Source organism: Cupriavidus sp. GW822-FHT06G04, from assembly GCF_058799075.1.
The window spans coordinates 178,523-194,869 of sequence record NZ_JBXALD010000007.1; the positions used below are offsets into that span (position 1 = coordinate 178,523).

At 64.6% G+C, this 16,347-nt stretch carries 12 protein-coding genes and 1 tRNA gene; 9 read left to right on the plus strand and 4 right to left on the minus strand.

Annotated features, from left to right (window positions below; genetic code table 11):
• The first annotated feature begins 43 nt into the window (after positions 1-43).
• From AC1RKI_RS17420 to AC1RKI_RS17440, 5 genes are all read left to right on the plus strand, one after another.
• Positions 44-1,252 (plus strand): acyl-CoA dehydrogenase family protein, encoded by a 1,209-nt coding sequence (locus AC1RKI_RS17420; RefSeq protein ID WP_492794997.1) that lies wholly within the window; start codon positions 44-46, stop codon positions 1,250-1,252.
• 130 nt (positions 1,253-1,382) lie between these two features.
• On the plus strand, positions 1,383-2,006 hold the full coding sequence (locus AC1RKI_RS17425) for a cysteine dioxygenase family protein (protein WP_492794999.1): 624 nt from the start codon (positions 1,383-1,385) through the stop codon (positions 2,004-2,006).
• Complete coding sequence (locus AC1RKI_RS17430) at positions 2,003-3,604, plus strand: rhodanese-related sulfurtransferase (protein WP_492795001.1); 1,602 nt, start codon at positions 2,003-2,005, stop codon at positions 3,602-3,604. Before AC1RKI_RS17425 ends, AC1RKI_RS17430 begins: the two co-directional genes overlap by 4 nt.
• 376 nt (positions 3,605-3,980) lie before the next feature.
• Positions 3,981-4,376 carry a hypothetical protein gene (locus AC1RKI_RS17435; protein ID WP_150981085.1) on the plus strand — a complete coding sequence of 132 codons (396 nt, stop codon included), beginning with the start codon at positions 3,981-3,983 and terminating at the stop codon, positions 4,374-4,376.
• Between the two features lie 752 nt (positions 4,377-5,128).
• Positions 5,129-6,076: a restriction endonuclease gene (locus tag AC1RKI_RS17440; RefSeq protein WP_492795003.1), complete on the plus strand. Its 948-nt coding sequence runs from the start codon at positions 5,129-5,131 to the stop codon at positions 6,074-6,076.
• A gap of 505 nt (positions 6,077-6,581) precedes the next feature.
• On the opposite strand, the gene AC1RKI_RS17445 is transcribed toward AC1RKI_RS17440, so the two are convergent.
• The 4 genes from AC1RKI_RS17445 to AC1RKI_RS17460 all read right to left on the minus strand — a co-directional run bounded on the left by AC1RKI_RS17445 (position 6,582) and on the right by AC1RKI_RS17460 (position 8,837).
• Positions 6,582-6,656 (minus strand) — tRNA-Val (locus AC1RKI_RS17445).
• Between the two features lie 128 nt (positions 6,657-6,784).
• Positions 6,785-7,510 carry a DNA polymerase III subunit epsilon gene (gene dnaQ / locus AC1RKI_RS17450; protein ID WP_061958894.1) on the minus strand — a complete coding sequence of 242 codons (726 nt, stop codon included), beginning with the start codon at positions 7,508-7,510 and terminating at the stop codon, positions 6,785-6,787.
• 64 nt (positions 7,511-7,574) lie between these two features.
• Positions 7,575-8,012, minus strand: a complete 438-nt coding sequence (rnhA, locus tag AC1RKI_RS17455; protein ID WP_061958893.1) for a ribonuclease HI — start codon at positions 8,010-8,012, stop codon at positions 7,575-7,577.
• 24 nt (positions 8,013-8,036) lie between these two features.
• On the minus strand, positions 8,037-8,837 hold the full coding sequence (locus tag AC1RKI_RS17460) for a class I SAM-dependent methyltransferase (protein ID WP_061958892.1): 801 nt from the start codon (positions 8,835-8,837) through the stop codon (positions 8,037-8,039).
• 11 nt (positions 8,838-8,848) lie between these two features.
• Here AC1RKI_RS17460 and gloB point away from each other — a divergent pair, with 11 nt between their 5' ends.
• The 4 genes from gloB to AC1RKI_RS17480 all read left to right on the plus strand — a co-directional run bounded on the left by gloB (position 8,849) and on the right by AC1RKI_RS17480 (position 16,345).
• Positions 8,849-9,649 (plus strand): hydroxyacylglutathione hydrolase, encoded by an 801-nt coding sequence (gloB, locus tag AC1RKI_RS17465; RefSeq protein ID WP_492795006.1) that lies wholly within the window; start codon positions 8,849-8,851, stop codon positions 9,647-9,649.
• Between the two features lie 185 nt (positions 9,650-9,834).
• A complete protein-coding gene (locus AC1RKI_RS17470; protein ID WP_061958890.1) occupies positions 9,835-11,532 on the plus strand; it encodes a transglycosylase SLT domain-containing protein in 1,698 nt (565 codons plus the stop codon).
• A 369-nt stretch (positions 11,533-11,901) separates the two neighbouring features.
• Entirely contained in the window at positions 11,902-13,803 is a 1,902-nt protein-coding gene (locus AC1RKI_RS17475) for a propionate--CoA ligase (protein WP_227459213.1), read from the plus strand.
• Between the two features lie 166 nt (positions 13,804-13,969).
• Positions 13,970-16,345 (plus strand): bifunctional salicylyl-CoA 5-hydroxylase/oxidoreductase, encoded by a 2,376-nt coding sequence (locus tag AC1RKI_RS17480; RefSeq protein WP_492795009.1) that lies wholly within the window; start codon positions 13,970-13,972, stop codon positions 16,343-16,345.
• The last annotated feature ends 2 nt before the right edge of the window (positions 16,346-16,347 follow it).

Here is a 16,347-nt window from a genome sequence, read left to right on the forward strand (position 1 = left end):
CGGTACGCTATGCGGCGACTTATCCGCCTTTCGAAGGAATTCCATGTCTTCGTCATCCCTGCATCGCCTGCCGACGCCCGCGGCGCGCTTGTCCGAGGTGCTGGCCGACTTGGCAGCGCGTTTTGCCGCCACCGCGGCCGCGCATGACGCCAGCGGCAGCTTTGCGCACGAGAACTTCGCGCAGTTGCATGCCTACGGGCTGGTGGCGCAGGTGGTGCCGGCCGCGCATGGCGGCGGCGGTGCCGGGCTTGCGCAGGCGCGCCAGATCATTGGCGCGATTGCACGTGGCGATGCTGCTACCGCGCTGGTATTGACGATGACGTATCTGCAGCACCGCGCGATCGGGCGTGCCGATTCGCATTGGCCCGATACGCTGCAGCGGCTGGTGTTCCAGAGCGCGGTGGAGGACGGCGCGCTGATCAATTCGCTGCGCGTGGAGCCCGAACTCGGGTCGCCGGCGCGCGGCGGGCTGCCGGAGACGGTCGCCACGCGCGTGGGCGACCGCTGGCGGATTCGCGGGCACAAGCTCTACACCACCGGCATTCCGGCGCTGCGCTGGTTGGCCGTGTGGGCGCGCACGCACGAGCCGCAACCGCGTGTCGGCGTGTTCCTGGTGCCACGGGATGAAGTCGGGTCGGACGGCATCCGCGTGATCGAAAGCTGGAATCATCTTGGACTGCGCGCATCGGGCAGCCACGAGACCGTGTTCGAGGACGTCTGGATCCCGTTCGAAAACGCCGTCGATATCCGGCCGCCGTCGGCATGGGCACCGGCCGGCGCCAGCCAAGCCGACATCGACGCCAATGCCGACCAGCAGGCGTGGATGGTGACGTTGCTCGGCACGCTCTACGATGCGGTGGCGCGCGCGGGGTTCGATTGGATCGTGCAGTTCACGCGCGAGCGCGTGCCTGGCAGTCTCGGCAAGCCGCTGGCCACGCTGCCGCGCGTGCAGGAATCGATCGGCGAAATGACGGCGTTGCTGCGCACCAACCAGATCCTGCTGGACGATGCCGCCGCGCGCACCGACGCCGGCGCGCCGCCATCATCCACCGACAGCGGACTGGTGAAGTACACCGTGACGTCGAACGCGATCCGCACGCTCGAACTGGCGTTGCAGCTGTCGGGCAATCACGGCCTGAGCCGCAACAATCCGCTCGAACGCCACTATCGCGACGTGCTTTGCAGCCGCATCCATACGCCGCAGAACGATTCCATCCTGACCGCCGCGGGCCGCGCCGCATTGGGCATCTGAGCCGTCCACGGCGGCGCCGGCTTCGTGCTATGGTTATCGGCGATTCGCCGCGCGGACGGCGGCTGGCAAGTCGTCCGCAAGCCGCCCGGAAGTAGCCCACATAGACGGCCGAACATATCTGGAGACAACCATGGCTGATCAGCCTGAAGCTGCGCGCGCGCTGACGCCGCTGCGCGATTTCATCACGGCGTTTTCCGCGTTGCTGGACCAGCAGCCGGACGAAGCGCGCATTCTTGACCACGGCGGCAAGCTGCTGGCCAAGCTGGTATCGCGCGACGACTGGTTGCCCGACGCCTACGCGCAACCGCATCCCGAGTTCTACCAGCAGATGCTGTTGCATTGCGATTCCGCCGAGCGGTTTTCGATCGTCAGTTTTGTCTGGGGGCCGGGACAACGCACCCCGATTCATGACCATACGGTCTGGGGGCTGATCGGCATGTTGCGCGGGGCCGAATATTCGCAGCCCTATGCGATCGACGCCGAAGGCGTACCGCGTCCCGCGGGCGATGCGGTGCGGCTGGAGCCCGGGCATGTGGAAGCGGTGTCCCCGACGGTGGGCGATATCCACCGCGTGCACAACGCCTTCGACGATCGCGTATCGATCAGCATCCACGTGTACGGCGCAAATATTGGCGCCGTGCGTCGCCATGTCTATCCGGAAGTCGGCGGCAGCAAGTCGTTCATCTCCGGCTATTCCAATTCCACGTTGCCCAATCTCTGGGATCGCTCGAAAGATCCCGTCGCTGCGCCATGACTGAAGCCACTCACTCGTTCCCGAAGACGACCAGCCTGGCAGTGCGCCAGGCGCTGCTCGATCGCACCGAAATCGCGCTGATCGATGTGCGCGAGGAAGACCCGTTCGCACAGGCGCATCCGCTGTGGGCCGCAAACTTTCCGTTGTCCAAGCTCGAACTCGAAGCGTGGCGCCGCATCCCGCGCCGCGACACGCGCATCGTGGTGTACGGCGTGCACGACGGCGAGGACCTTGCGCCGCGCGCGGCAAACAAGCTGCGCGCGCTGGGCTATACCGACGTATCGCTGCTGGACGGCGGGCTCGATGCATGGATCGCCGCGGGCGGCGAAGTGTTCCGCGACGTCAATGTGCCAAGCAAATCGTTCGGCGAGCTGGTGGAAGCGCGGCGTCATACGCCGTCGCTCTCGGCGCCCGAAGTGCAGGCGCTGATCGACCGCAAGGCGGATGTGGTGATCGTGGACGCGCGTCGCTTCGATGAATATCAGACCATGAATATTCCGACGTCGACCAGCGTGCCCGGCGCCGAACTGGTGCTGCGCATCCGCGAACTGGCTCCCGACCCAAAGACGCAGGTGGTGGTCAATTGCGCGGGCCGCACGCGCAGCATTATCGGCACGCAGTCGCTGATCAACGCCGGGATCCCGAACCCAGTGGCCGCGCTGCGCAACGGCACGATCGGCTGGACGCTGGCCGGGCAGACGCTGTCGCACGGCGCCGACCGACGCGCCCCGGCCGAGGTGAGCGCGGCGCATCGCGCTGCGGCGCGCGAGGGCGCAAGGGCCATCGCCGAACGCGCGGGCGTGCGCCGTATCGCGCTGGACGCACTGGCATCGCTGGAGGCGCCCGGACGCACCGTATATCGCTTCGACGTGCGCACGCCAGAGGAGTACGCCGCAGGTCATCTGGCAGGATTCGCCAGCGCACCCGGCGGCCAGTTGGTGCAGGAAACCGACCATCAGGCGCCCGTGCGCGGCGCTCGCATCGTGCTGACCGATGACGACGACGTGCGCGCCAACATGAGCGCATCGTGGCTCGCGCAGATGGGCTGGGAAGTGTACGTGGTGGAACCGGTTGCCGACGCACTGCGTAGCGAGCGCGGAAATCCCGAGCCGGACAGACCGGCGACGCCCGCTGTCGACACCGTCGCGCCATCGACGCTTGCCGAATGGCTCAAGCAGGGCGACGTCGCCGTGATCGACGTGACCGCCAGCGCTAACTACGTCAAAGCCCATGTCCCCGGCGCATGGTTCGCGATTCGCGCCCAACTGCCGCAAGCGCTGCGCGCGATCCCTCCTGCCAGCCGCTATGTACTGACCTGCGGATCGAGCCTGCTGGCGCGCTTTGCGGCGGACGACCTGAAACGCCTGACGTCCGCCGAAGTCTTCGTACTCGAAGGCGGCACCACCGCCTGGATCGCCGCAGGCCTGCCCGTGGAGCAGGGCGAAACACGCCTGGCCGTCCCGCGCACCGACCGCTACCGCCGCCCCTATGAAGGCACCGACAACGCCGCCGCCGCCATGCAGGCCTACCTCGACTGGGAATTCGGCCTGATCGCCCAACTGGATCGCGACCGGACGCATTTCTTTGAGGTGGTGTGAGGGCTGTTGGCAAGGCCGCGTGAGCGGGCGGCCAGTGGTGCTCGGTAGGAGATGAACGACAAAAAACCCGGAGAGCGTTAGCTGTCCGGGTTTTTTGGCAATGTAGGGTGGTGGGGGCTATAAGCTGGTGGTGGTACAGCGTCCAAATCGATGCATGAAAAGCTAACTTTGAGAATCCAACGCACTAACTGTGAGACAGAACTCAACAACTGTGAGACGTGACAATCCGCCTTGAATGGCAGGCATTTGCGCTTTCACCCCCACAACCCTCCATCAGAGGGTGTATCACTTCCACACACCCCACTACGCCGACCATCCACGTTTCCGGCCGTCATGCTAGCGTGCTGCCTGCTTTTTTCCTGACGGGATTCCAACGATGGTCCTTCTTCTGCTGATTGCCGGATTTATCTTCCTCGCGATGCTGCTGCCGGCCAAGGTCACCATCGCCATGGTGGTTGCCAGTGTGGTGATCGGATTCGTGGTCAAGATCGTGGCGCGCATGGCCACGGGTAACGATCCCACCGTCATCGAATCGCTCAAGGCCGTGCTCGTGGCAATTCTCTTCAATGCGATTGCGGCAGCGATGTTTGCCAAGCTGACTGGCGGATCGATTTCCACGCTTTCCACGCTTGCCGGATCGGTCGTCACGTTCGTGGCGTTCTCTATGGGCTTTGTGGTCATGCTGAAGGCAACGCTTAAGCAAAGCGCGTTGATATCGCTGGTTTCCACACCGATTGCCGCTGTGGTGCTGTTTGCGATGGCGAAGCTGTAATGCATCGCCGGCACCTTCACCACTACCCAAGACCGATGCAACATTACTTGTTTCCCCTACTGGCCGCAGCGGCGCTTGCCGGCTGTGGCTCCCAGTTTCCATTGCGACCTGACAATGGCAAGACGACGACGGTCAGTCTCCACAACACCACGCCTCAGGCGCAGTACAGGAGCTTTGAGATTGGCTAGTCGCGAGCGATCTGCAGTCAGTCCGGTAGCGTGCCATACCCTGTACGGTTGCTGCATGTAGGCATGCAGATGTATCACAGATGGGTGACATCTTACGACGCCCACTAAGAGGAGGCGCTTACCACGGTCCCTGGCGTCTCCAGATTGGAGCGCCGGGCCCTGCAGTGGGGCGAGTCATCAGTACTCTGAATGTCCGCTTCCGGAACAGGTTCGCAAGTGTCCGCTCCTGGCCGGCAAGGGACATGCCTCTCACCCGATAGCTCCCATATCCCATGGCGCGAAGATGCGCGGCGTGCCCCGGTCCGGCACTCTGCTCAGGCCCCTTGCGGGGGAGGGTGCTTTTTGATGCTCTCGACAAGGCGTTCCGGGAGGGCACTAGCAAAAAAAGCCGTGGCACCGTGTCGCGGCCCGTCGCTCTCTCATCGGCTCCCACCAGTAGTGGGGTGTTGGGAGAGAGCAACGAGACCGGAAAGCGTTCTCGGTTAGATTCGTAGAGGGGGTGGAGCGGGCTTCGGCCCGAGTGCCGCCTCGCACGAACACAGAACGATAAATGAGGTCGGGTCGATGGGACGTAGGAGAAAGGAGCCGTCGCTGAGCGACGTATTGTTGGATTCGCCCTGGTGGGTGTCCGCAGCCCTGGCCGTGGGCGCGTACATTGTCTTTCGCTGGGCCTTGCCCGCTTCGTTCGCATCGAATCCCTTCCTCGCGGGCATCGTGATGATGAGCCAGTCGCTGGCTTGGGTTCCAGCAACGATGTTCGCATTCTTGGGGCTGTTGTCGTTCATCCGCGAGAGGCGGCAGAACAACAGTAACGCAGGGGAGGGGCCGCAGCTTAGAACGCAGCGCTCATCTGTAAGACAGCCGCGACAGGCCAGGCCAACGCCCTCGGAGCCAAGGCAGCGAGCCAGTGCGTCCGGTAAATCAACCGACTCCCGGCGATCAGTATCGCTAGCAGAGAAGCCCGAAATCAATGGCTGGACACTAGACGCGCTCAAGATTCTGGAGTGGAAGCGATTCGAGTTGCTCTGTGTCGGCTACTACGAGGCGATGGGGTTCACCGTCAAGACAGTGCCGCATGGCCCGGACGGTGGAATCGACGCCACGCTATACAAAGCAGGGCGGGACGCCCCGGTTGCCGTCGTGCAATGCAAGGCTTGGAGCAAACCAGTTAAGGTGGTTGAGGTTCGCGCATTGGCTGGCGTAATGCATGAGCACAAGGTGCGCAGGGGCGTGTTCTGGTCCCTGTCTGGCTATGTGGGGCGACCGGTGCAAGAGTCGGCGGAGCGGGCCGGTATCCAGTTGCTTGACGGCCCGGCGATCATCGAGCGGATTCGCGCGTTGGACCAGCACAAACAGACAATGCTGTTGGTGCAGGCATTTAAGGGGGACTACCGAACGCCGACGTGTGCCGCCTGTGGCGTGAAGATGGTGAAGCGCGAAGGCAGGGCCGTGCCGTTTTGGGGGTGCATAAACTATCCCGCTTGCCGCGTCAGGCTGCCCCGCGCTGTATAACCCCGAACTAAACCGCAGGTCGTCGCGGAACCCTGGCACGGCGCCGCTCGTGAGTGTACCCACGGTGTACCTCGATATTTGACTCCGCTGGATGGCCCAGATGCGGTGCTTCTCGGTTTCGGCGCTTTTCTTGCGGGGAGTGACTTCGGTGAGATAGCGGTCGATTAGGTCCGCCATTGAAGTCTTAGAACTCAACAGTGTTCGCTCGGTTGCGCCATTGCCAAGACTCGATTCGGTCTCGGCGGCCCAAGCCGCTGCTTCGTCTTTAAAGGGGAATGTCTTCGAGATGATGGGGAATCCGACCTTGCGCACTTTGGCTTGGTAGGAAATGTTCCCCTTGTTGTCTTCCCGGCGAAGGGTTGTACCCATGAGCAAAACCTCCAGAAACTTCGTTGGAGGCCGCTGTACCCATCGTTGTACCCAGCCCAGCAGTGTCAACTGCCGGCACCCGGAAAGGAAAAAGGGCCTCGGCTTTTGCCTGAGGCCCTTCTTAACCACCAAATTCTGGTGGGTGGTACAGGGATTGAACCTGTGACCCCTGCCGTGTGAAGGCAGTGCTCTACCGCTGAGCTAACCACCCCTTACTGCTCCGTCACCGTTGTTGCTGATGTCGTGCAGCGGAGAAGCGAGATTATGCCGAGGTCGCAGTATCTTGTAAAGCCCTTTTTCGGGGATTCGTCGAAAAAGTTCTATGTCGCGCTAGGGCAGTTACTGGATCGTGGCGTCGGCGGGGATTTCGGGTTTCCAGATTGTCTTGCCGCCGCTGGCCTTGTCCAGGTCCTTGAGGACGCCCATGTGCGCGGTGATTTCCGTGTCGGTAGCCAGCAGCACGGGCAGGGTGAGGGCGGACAGGTCGGCCATGGCGCGGGATTCGCCCTGGGCGGTGCCGCCGTCGAGCATGTCGATCACCAGCGAGTTCTGGCCGCGCGTCATGGCGAGGTAGACCTCGGCCAGCAGTTCGGCGTCGAGCAGTGCGCCGTGCAGCGTGCGGTGCGCGTTGCTCACGCCCAGGCGGTCGCACAGGGCATCGAGCGAGTTGCGCTTGCCGGGGAACATCTGGCGCGCCTCGCGCAGCGTGTCGATCACGTTGGCCACGTGTTCGCGGAACGGCGGCAGGCCGTGGAGCGTGAACTCCATGTCCAGAAAGCCGATGTCGAACGCGGCGTTGTGGATGATCAGTTCGGCGTCCTGCACGAACGCGCGGATGTCATGGACGACCTCGGCGAACTTCGGCTTGTCGGCCAGGAAGTCCGCGGTCAGGCCGTGAATCGCCACGGCGTCTTCGGGGACGTCGCGTTCCGGGTTGATGTAGAAGTGCAGGTTCCGGCCGGTCAGGCGGCGGTTCAGCAGTTCCACGCAGCCGATTTCGATCAGGCGATCGCCGGTGGCGTGGTTCAGGCCGGTGGTTTCGGTATCGAGGACGATCTGTCGCATGGGGCGGGATTGTAAACGGTCTTTGACGGCCCATCGGGCCGCATGCGGTCGCGCCGCTTCAGATTCAGGTATTGAGCGATTCCACGCCGCGGTTGGCAAGCCGATCCGCGCGTTCGTTGCCGGGATGGCCCGCATGGCCGCGCACCCAGTGCCATTCGATCAGGTGCGGCTGGCGCGCTTCATCGAGCATCTGCCACAGGTCAGCGTTCTTGACCGGCTTCTTGTCGGCGGTTTTCCAGCCGCGCGCCTTCCATCCCACGATCCATTCGCTGATGCCTTTCTGCACGTACTGCGAATCGGTATAGATATTGACGACGCACGGCCGCTTGAGCGCGCGCAGCGCCTCGATCACGGCCATCAGTTCCATGCGGTTGTTGGTGGTGGGATTTTCCCCGCCAAAAAGTTCTTTTTCGTGATCGCCGGCGACGAGCACGGCGCCCCAGCCGCCTGGGCCGGGGTTGCCCTTGCAGGCGCCGTCGGAATAAATCGTGACTTCTTGCATGTGATGGAGGTTGTGCGTCCGGCGTTAATCGTCGGACGCTGTCTGGTGTGTCTTGCCGTGCGTGCCGGTGGGCGTTGCAACGGGTGCGGATACCGGGGCCAGGGCCGGCTTGGAAGTCTTCCAGCTTGGGCCAACCAGGCGGATGTTCTTCACGCGCTTGACCGCCGAGATCATGTAGACCGAGCCGAAAATCGGCCACCAGCGGTCACCGGCCTTTTCCATGAACGCGGCGCGCTGCAGCCAGCGCTCGGTGCGGTAGGGCGGGCAATAGCAGCCAAAGCGGCCGCGGATGATTTCGAATCCCAGCAGCTTGAGCCAGTCCTTGATCCGCACGAAGCCGACGGTCTGGGCGTCGCTGGGCAGAAACGGCGTGGCGCCCAGCCGGTTCAGGCCCTGGCGCGCGCCCCACAGGCTCATCGGATTCAGGCAGGTCACCACCACGCGGCCCTCGGGCATCAGCACGCGCGAGACCTCGCGCAGCACCTCGTGGGGATCTTCCGAGAACTCCAGCACGTGCGGCAGGGTGAGCAGGTCGATGCTTTGGGTGTCGAACGGCAATTCGTCGAACCGGCACAGCAGCTGGCGTGCATCGGGATGCGTGGCCCGCGGGCCGTGGGGGCCGGCGCGGCCATCGAGCGCCAGTGCCGAGAACGGCATGCGGTTCTCGCGCAGCGTGTCGATGTGCGGCAGGCCCAACTGCACCGCGTGATAGCCGAAGATGTCCGCCACCGTCCGGTCATACTGCTGCGCCTCCCACTGGAGCATGTACTGCCCGGGTGGCGAGGCCAGCCATTCTTCCCAATCTATAATCGGTCGGTTGGACATAAGGAGCACACATGTTGAAAGTGGAGCCGATCCCCGCCTTTCAGGACAACTATATCTGGGCCGTCCACGACGGGCATAGCGCCGCGGTGGTGGACCCCGGCGAGGCCGAGCCGGTCGAGCGCTTTCTGGCGCAACGCGGACTGGTACTGGGCGCTATTGTAATCACCCATCACCATGGCGATCACCAGGGCGGCGTCGCGGACCTGCTCGATCGTCATCCGAAAGCGCCCGATGGAGCGCCGCTGCCCGTCATCGGCCCGGCCGGCGAGCGCATCGGGCACCGCACCGAGGCGGTGCGCGAGGGCGATACGGTGACCATCGCGCATCCCGCCGTCTCGTTGCGCGTGCTCGATGTACCGGGACATACCGCCGGACACGTCGCCTACGTGGGCGATCTGCCGGGTGTGGGCGACGTGGTGTTCTGCGGCGATACGCTATTCGCCAGCGGCTGCGGCCGGCTGTTCGAAGGATCGCCCGCACAGATGCTGTCGTCGCTGGACAAGCTCGCGGCCTTGCCGGGCGATACGCGCGTGTACTGCGCGCACGAATATACGCGCAGCAATGTCCGCTTTGCGCAGGCAGTGGAGCCAGCCAATGCCGACCTGGCCGCGTGGTCGGCGCGCGTGGATGCGTTGCGGCAGGCCGATACGCCGACCGTGCCGACCACCGTGGCGCACGAGCGCGCGGTCAATCCGTTCCTGCGCTCGCGCGAAGCGTCGGTGCGCAAGGCGCTTGCGGCACAGGGCGGCGATCTTGGCAGTGATGCGGCGGCATTCGGCGCGCTGCGCGGCTGGAAAGACAACTTCCGGTAAGACGTTACGGGCGCATCGGCATTGCGGGCGTTTCGCCGCGCCCGCCGTTTCCGCCGCGCGTCAGCGCACTGACTGGGCAGAAGCGGCAGCATCAAATTGCATCATGGGGAAAATCTCATTGACGCGAAGTCACCTTTTCCCTAGCATCAGCCCAAATTTTTTTGGCGTCACTTTCAGAGAACTTAATGCGATTTGGTCGATTTCTGGCGGTAATTGCGTGTGCCACGCTGCTTGCAGCCTGTGCCGGCACACCCACGCCGCCCGCCGGTGAAATGGCCGGCACACCGACCGCCCTGGAAACCGGTCCGAAGAAGGACCCGCTGAACACGCTCAACAGCACCGGCAAGGCCGGCACGCTCTCCAGCACCACCGTCGTCAATGTCGACCAGACCAGCGTCGACTGGCTACGCGGCCCGTCGTCCGATATCTGGGACCGCATCCGCAAGGGCTTCGCGATGCCGGACCTCGAAGGCACGCTGGTCGACGACCGCACGCAATGGTATGCCGCGCGGCCGGACTATATGGAACGGATGGTGGGCCGGTCGAGCCGCTATCTCTATCACATCGTCGAAGAGCTCGAGCGTCGCAAGATGCCCACCGAGCTGGCGCTGCTGCCGTTCGTCGAGAGCGCGTTCAACCCCCAGGCGGAATCCACGGCCAAGGCGGCCGGCATGTGGCAGTTCATCCCGAGCACCGGCAAGTCGTACAACCTCAAGCAGAACATGTTCCGCGACGAGCGGCGCGACGTGCTGGCGTCGACCGATGCCGCGCTGGACTACCTGTCGCGGCTCTATGACATGTTTGGCGACTGGCAACTGGCGCTGGCGGCCTACAACTGGGGCGAGGGCGCCGTGTCGCGGGCCATCGCACGCAACCAGGCGCGCGGGCTGCCCACCGACTACGCCAGCCTGACGATGCCCAACGAGACGCGCTACTACGTGCCCAAGCTGCAGGCGGTCAAGAACATCATCGCCAATCCGGCCGCCTACGGCGTGAAGCTGCCGGAGATCCCCGATCACCCGTACTTCGTCACGGTGACCACGTCGCGCGACATCGACGTGGCGCTGGCAGCCAAGCTGGCCAACATGCCGCTCGACGAATTCAAGGCGCTGAATCCGTCGTTCAACCGGCCGGTGATCCTGGGCGCGGCCAATCCGCAGATTCTGCTGCCGTTCGATAACGCCGAACGGTTCCAGTACAACCTCAATACCTACCGTGGCGGTCTGTCCAGTTGGACGGCAGTGACCGTCGACAGCCGCGAGCGCGTCGAGGCCCTGGCGGCACGGCTCAATGTCGATGTCGATACGCTGCGCGAGATTAACCGCATCCCGAAGGGCATGCGCCTGAAGGCCGGCTCGACCGTGATGATTCCGCGTACCGAGCGGCACGATCAGGACATCAGCGCATCGCTGGTGGACACCGCGATGCTGGTCGTCGAGCCCGATGTGCCGGATGCCAAGCGCGTGGTGGTCAAGGCCGGGCGCAAGGACACGGTGGCGACAGTGGCGCGCCGCTACGGTGTCTCGACGCGGCAGGTGCAGTCGTGGAACAAGCTCTCGGGCAGCAAACTGGTTGCTGGGCAAAGCCTGGTGCTGATGCTGCGGCCCAATTCCGCCGCGGCTGCGCGCGCCGAGCGCGGCGACGACGGCGATGACGCACCGGCGCACAGTGCCAAGGGGCGTGGCAAGGCGCAGGCGTCGACCAAAGCGACGAAGTCCGAGGCGGCCGACAAATCCGCCAAGGTCGAAAAATCGGGCAAGGCCGGCAAGGCCGAGCCGCGCAAGCGCGTAGTAGTCGAGGCGACGCCGCACAAGGCGGCGGCCAAAGCGGCGCCGGTCAAGGCGGCCTCGACGGCTAAGACCAAGACCACGCATGCGCGCTGAAACGCCGCGCTGAACCTGCACTGATCCGTCCGTATGTCGCCCCGGCTTGCCAGCCGGGGCCGAATTTCCCCGCAATTGCACCTGATCAACCCTTGACCTTAACGTTGGGCGAAGACGCTCGCCCGTCATCGCACGCATCGGTCCGTCAAGCTGGTCGCTTTCGGCGTCGATGACCCGCAGGCCGTTTGCGATGCCGAACGCTTGGGACGCGATGCGGTCATGGTAGATTCTCCAAAAAAGATGGCCGGCATTCGCGCCCTGATGATCAAGGACCCGGCGCGCTGCAATCGGTAGCCGAACGAGACGACTCCGGGTTTGCCGACGCCATCCGCACCGCATTCATCACATACGACAAGCGGAGGAGACACCATGACGGCAAGCCGCGCGCTGCACGCGCGATCCCTGTCCGACAAGACCGGGTTCTGGACGGAACAGGCCGCGCGCATCGAATGGGAGACGCCATTCGAGCGCGTGCTGGACGATAGCCGGCCGCCGTTCGCGCGATGGTTCGTCGGCGGGCGCACCAATATCTGCCATAACGCGATCGATCGGCATCTGGCGACGCGCGGCGACCAGCGCGCGCTGGTCTACGTGTCCACCGAGACCGGCACCGAGCGCATCTATACGTACCGGCAACTGCACGACGAAGTGAATCGCATGGCCGCCACGCTGCAGGCATTGGGCGTGGCGCGCGGCGACCGTGTGCTGATCTATATGCCGATGATTCCGGAAGCGATGTTCGCCATGCTGGCGTGCACGCGGATCGGGGCGGTGCATTCGGTGGTGTTTGGCGGCTTTGCGTCGGTCAGCCTCGCCGCCCGTATCGACGATGCCAGGCCCAAGGTGATCGTCAGCGCGGACGCCGGGTCGCGCGCGGGCAAGGTCGTGCCATACAAGCCGCTGCTCGATGAGGCGATCCGGCTGGCAGGCCATCATCCGGACAAGGTGCTGCTGGTGAACCGCCAACTGGCCGACATGCCGCGCACCGAAGGCCGGGACGAAGACTACGCGGCGTGGCGCGACAGGATGGTCGGCCAGACCGTGCCGTGCGTCTGGCTGGAATCGAGTGAGCCGTCGTACGTGCTCTACACCTCCGGCACGACTGGCAAGCCCAAGGGCGTGCAACGCGATACCGGCGGCTATGCTGTCGCGCTCGCCACGTCGATGGAATACATCTTCTGCGGCAAGCCCGGCGACACAATGTTCACGGCCTCGGACATCGGCTGGGTGGTCGGTCACAGCTATATCGTCTACGCGCCGTTGCTGGCCGGCATGACCACCGTGATGTACGAGGGCACGCCGATCCGCCCCGACGGCGGCATCCTGTGGGAAATCGTCGCGCGGCACGGCGTGAACATCATGTTCAGCGCCCCCACCGCCATCCGCGTGCTCAAGAAGCAAGATCCGGCGCTGCTGACGCGGCACGACCTGTCCAGCCTGCGCCTGCTGTTCCTGGCCGGAGAGCCGCTCGACGAGCCGACTGCACGCTGGATTCAAGACGGCATCGGCAAGCCGGTGGTCGACAACTACTGGCAGACTGAATCGGGCTGGCCGATCATCGCGATCCAGCGTGGCGTGGAGGCGTTGCCGGCCAAGCTGGGCTCGCCGGGCGTGCCCGCCTACGGCTACGACCTGCGCATCGTCGACGAGACCACCGGCGAGGAATGCCAGCCCAATCAAAAGGGCGTGGTGGCGATCGACTATCCGCTGCCGCCCGGCTGCATGACCACGGTGTGGGGCGACGACGAGCGCTTCGTGCGCACCTATTGGTCGGCGGTGCCGAACCGCCAGTGCTATTCGACGTTCGACTGGGGCGTGCGCGACGCCGACGGCTATATCTTTATCCTCGGCCGCACCGACGACGTGATCAACGTGGCGGGGCACCGGCTGGGCACGCGCGAGATCGAAGAGAGCCTGTCGTCGCATCCCGGTGTTGCCGAAGTGGCCGTGGTGGGCGTCGCCGATGCGCTCAAAGGGCAGGTGGCGCTGGGCTTCTGTATTGCCCGCGACGCCAGCCGCACCGGCAGCGCGGCCGACCGGCTGGCATTCGAGGGCGAGCTGATGAAAACCGTCGAGCAGCAGTTGGGCGCCGTGGCGCGACCGGCACGCGTGGTATTCGTCAATGCGTTGCCCAAGACACGTTCGGGCAAGCTGCTGCGCCGTGCAATCCAGGCGGTGGCGGAAGGGCGGGATCCGGGCGATCTGACGACGATCGAGGACCCGACCGCGCTGGAGCAGGTAAAGGCGGCGATGGCGGAGCGCCAGGGCTAGCCATTGCCGGAGGGCGCCGACGCCGCGCGCGGTGTCGGCGCAAATTTCCGCTTGCCAGACGCCGTCATGCGGCCTAATATTTTAAGCATAAAATATTTAACCATGATCTAGATGCCGGTCAGGCATCGCCCGGATGACCCGCCGGATCGGGTGCAGGAGACTGACAATGCGCGTGCTTTGTATTGGTGGCGGCCCATCGGGTCTGTATTTCGGCCTGTTGATGAAGCTGCGGAATCCGTCGCACGACGTAGTGGTGGTCGAGCGCAACCGCGCCTACGACACGTTTGGCTGGGGCGTGGTGTTTTCCGATGCCACGCTGGAAAACCTCAAGCAGGCGGACCCGGTCAGCGCGGCCGAGATCAACGCCGCGTTCAACCACTGGGACGACATCGACATCCATATCGGTGGCCGCACCATCCGCTCGGGCGGACACGGCTTCATCGGCATCGGCCGCAAGCGGCTGCTCAATATCCTGCAGGCGCGCTGCGAGGCGCTTGGCGTCAAGCTGCTTTTCGAGACCGATGTCAGCGACGACCAGGCGCTGGCGCAGCAGTACAACGCCGATCTCGTGATCGCCTCCGACGGCATCAACAGCCGCATCCGCTCGCGCTACGCAACGACGTTCGAGCCCGATATCGACACGCGCCAGTGCCGCTTTGTCTGGCTCGGCACGCACAAATTGTTCGACGCGTTCACGTTCGCGTTCGAAAAAACCGAGCATGGCTGGTTCCAGGCGCATGCCTACCGTTTTGACGACAGCACGTCGACGTTTATCGTCGAGGCGCCCGAGGCGGTCTGGCGTGCGGCCGGCATCGAACAGATGAGCCAGGAAGAGGGCGTGGCGTACTGCGAGAAGCTGTTCGCGCGCTATCTCGATGGCCACAAGCTGATCAGCAACGCCACGCACCTGCGCGGCTCGGCAATCTGGATCCGCTTTCCCCGTGTGATATGCCGCCGCTGGGTGCACTGGAATACGCTGGCCGACGGCCGCCGCGTGCCCGTGGTGCTGATGGGCGACGCCGCGCACACCGCGCATTTCTCGATCGGATCGGGCACCAAATTGGCGCTCGAAGATGCGATCGACCTCGCCGATGCGATCGGCCAGCAGGGCGCGGTCGGCGTCGATGGACTACCGGAAGCGCTGACGCGTTACGAAGCGACGCGCAGTGTGGAAGTGCTGAAAATCCAGAATGCCGCGCGCAATTCGACCGAATGGTTCGAGAACGTGGAGCGCTACGCGGGCATGGCGCCGGAGCAGTTCGCCTATTCGCTGCTGACGCGCTCGCAGCGGATCTCGCACGAGAACCTGCGGGTGCGCGATGCGCGCTATGTGCAGGGGTTCGAGCAGTGGCTGGCGGCGCAGGCCGGCGTGCCGCCAGACGCGCTGGCGTCGCGTACCGCGGATGCGCAGGCCGTGCTGCCGCCGATGTTCACGCCGTTCACGGTGCGCGGCGTGACGCTCAAGAACCGCGTGGTTGTCAGTCCGATGGCGATGTATTCGTCGATCGACGGCGTGCCCGGCGACTTTCACCTCGTGCATCTGGGCGCGCGTGCGATGGGCGGCGCGGGAATGGTCGTCGCGGAAATGACATGCGTCTCGCCCGACGCGCGCATCACGCCGGGGTGCCCGGGCCTGTGGAACGACGTCCAGCGCGACGCCTGGAAGCGCATCGTCGATTTCGTGCACGCCAACAGCGACGCGAAGATCGCCATCCAGCTCGGTCATGCGGGCCGCAAGGGCTCCACGCAACTGGGCTGGGAAAAGATGGACCATCCGCTGCCCGACGGCAACTGGCCGCTCCAGTCCGCTTCGCCGCTGCCATACCTGCCCGGGATTTCGCAATTGCCGCGCGAGATGACGCGCGCCGACATGGATCGCGTTCGCGATGACTTTGTCGCCAATGCGCGGCGCGCGGCGCAGGCCGGTTTCGACTGGTTGGAACTGCACTGCGCGCACGGCTACCTGCTATCGAGCTTCATTTCGCCGCTGACCAATGTGCGTGGCGACGAATATGGCGGATCGCTGGCCAACCGGCTGCGCTTTCCGCTCGAAGTATTTGCCGCGGTGCGCGCCGTATGGCCTGAAGACAAGCCGATGTCGGTGCGAATTTCTGCGCATGACTGGGTGGAAGGCGGCATCGACGCCGACGACGCCGTCGCCATCGCGCGCGCCTTCAAAGCGGCGGGCGCGGACATGATCGACTGCTCGTCCGGCCAGGTCAGCCCCGACCAGGCGCCGGTCTATGGCCGCATGTACCAGACGCCGTTTGCCGATCGCATCCGCAACGAGGCTGGCATTCCTACCATCGCCGTCGGCGCGATCTTCGAGGCCGATCATGTCGACAGCATCGTCGCCGCCGGCCGCGCCGATCTGTGTGCGATTGCGCGCCCGCATCTGGCCGATCCGGCGTGGACGCTGCACGAAGCGGCCAAGCTCGGCTATCGCGACGTGACATGGCCAAAGCAGTACGTCGCCGGCAAGCGGCAGCTCGAAACCAATCTTGCGCGCGCCGCATCGTACGCGCAGTCGGCGGGAAAGTGACC

Coding starts and splice junctions, on each gene's coding strand:
- AC1RKI_RS17420 (WP_492794997.1), top strand. CDS start 44: ATGTCTTCGTCATCCCTGCATCGCCTGCCGACGCCCGCGGCGCGCTTG.
- AC1RKI_RS17425 (WP_492794999.1), top strand. CDS start 1,383: ATGGCTGATCAGCCTGAAGCTGCGCGCGCGCTGACGCCGCTGCGCGAT.
- AC1RKI_RS17430 (WP_492795001.1), top strand. CDS start 2,003: ATGACTGAAGCCACTCACTCGTTCCCGAAGACGACCAGCCTGGCAGTG.
- AC1RKI_RS17435 (WP_150981085.1), top strand. CDS start 3,981: ATGGTCCTTCTTCTGCTGATTGCCGGATTTATCTTCCTCGCGATGCTG.
- AC1RKI_RS17440 (WP_492795003.1), top strand. CDS start 5,129: ATGGGACGTAGGAGAAAGGAGCCGTCGCTGAGCGACGTATTGTTGGAT.
- dnaQ (WP_061958894.1), bottom strand. CDS start 7,510: ATGCGACAGATCGTCCTCGATACCGAAACCACCGGCCTGAACCACGCC.
- rnhA (WP_061958893.1), bottom strand. CDS start 8,012: ATGCAAGAAGTCACGATTTATTCCGACGGCGCCTGCAAGGGCAACCCC.
- AC1RKI_RS17460 (WP_061958892.1), bottom strand. CDS start 8,837: ATGTCCAACCGACCGATTATAGATTGGGAAGAATGGCTGGCCTCGCCA.
- gloB (WP_492795006.1), top strand. CDS start 8,849: ATGTTGAAAGTGGAGCCGATCCCCGCCTTTCAGGACAACTATATCTGG.
- AC1RKI_RS17470 (WP_061958890.1), top strand. CDS start 9,835: ATGCGATTTGGTCGATTTCTGGCGGTAATTGCGTGTGCCACGCTGCTT.
- AC1RKI_RS17475 (WP_227459213.1), top strand. CDS start 11,902: ATGACGGCAAGCCGCGCGCTGCACGCGCGATCCCTGTCCGACAAGACC.
- AC1RKI_RS17480 (WP_492795009.1), top strand. CDS start 13,970: ATGCGCGTGCTTTGTATTGGTGGCGGCCCATCGGGTCTGTATTTCGGC.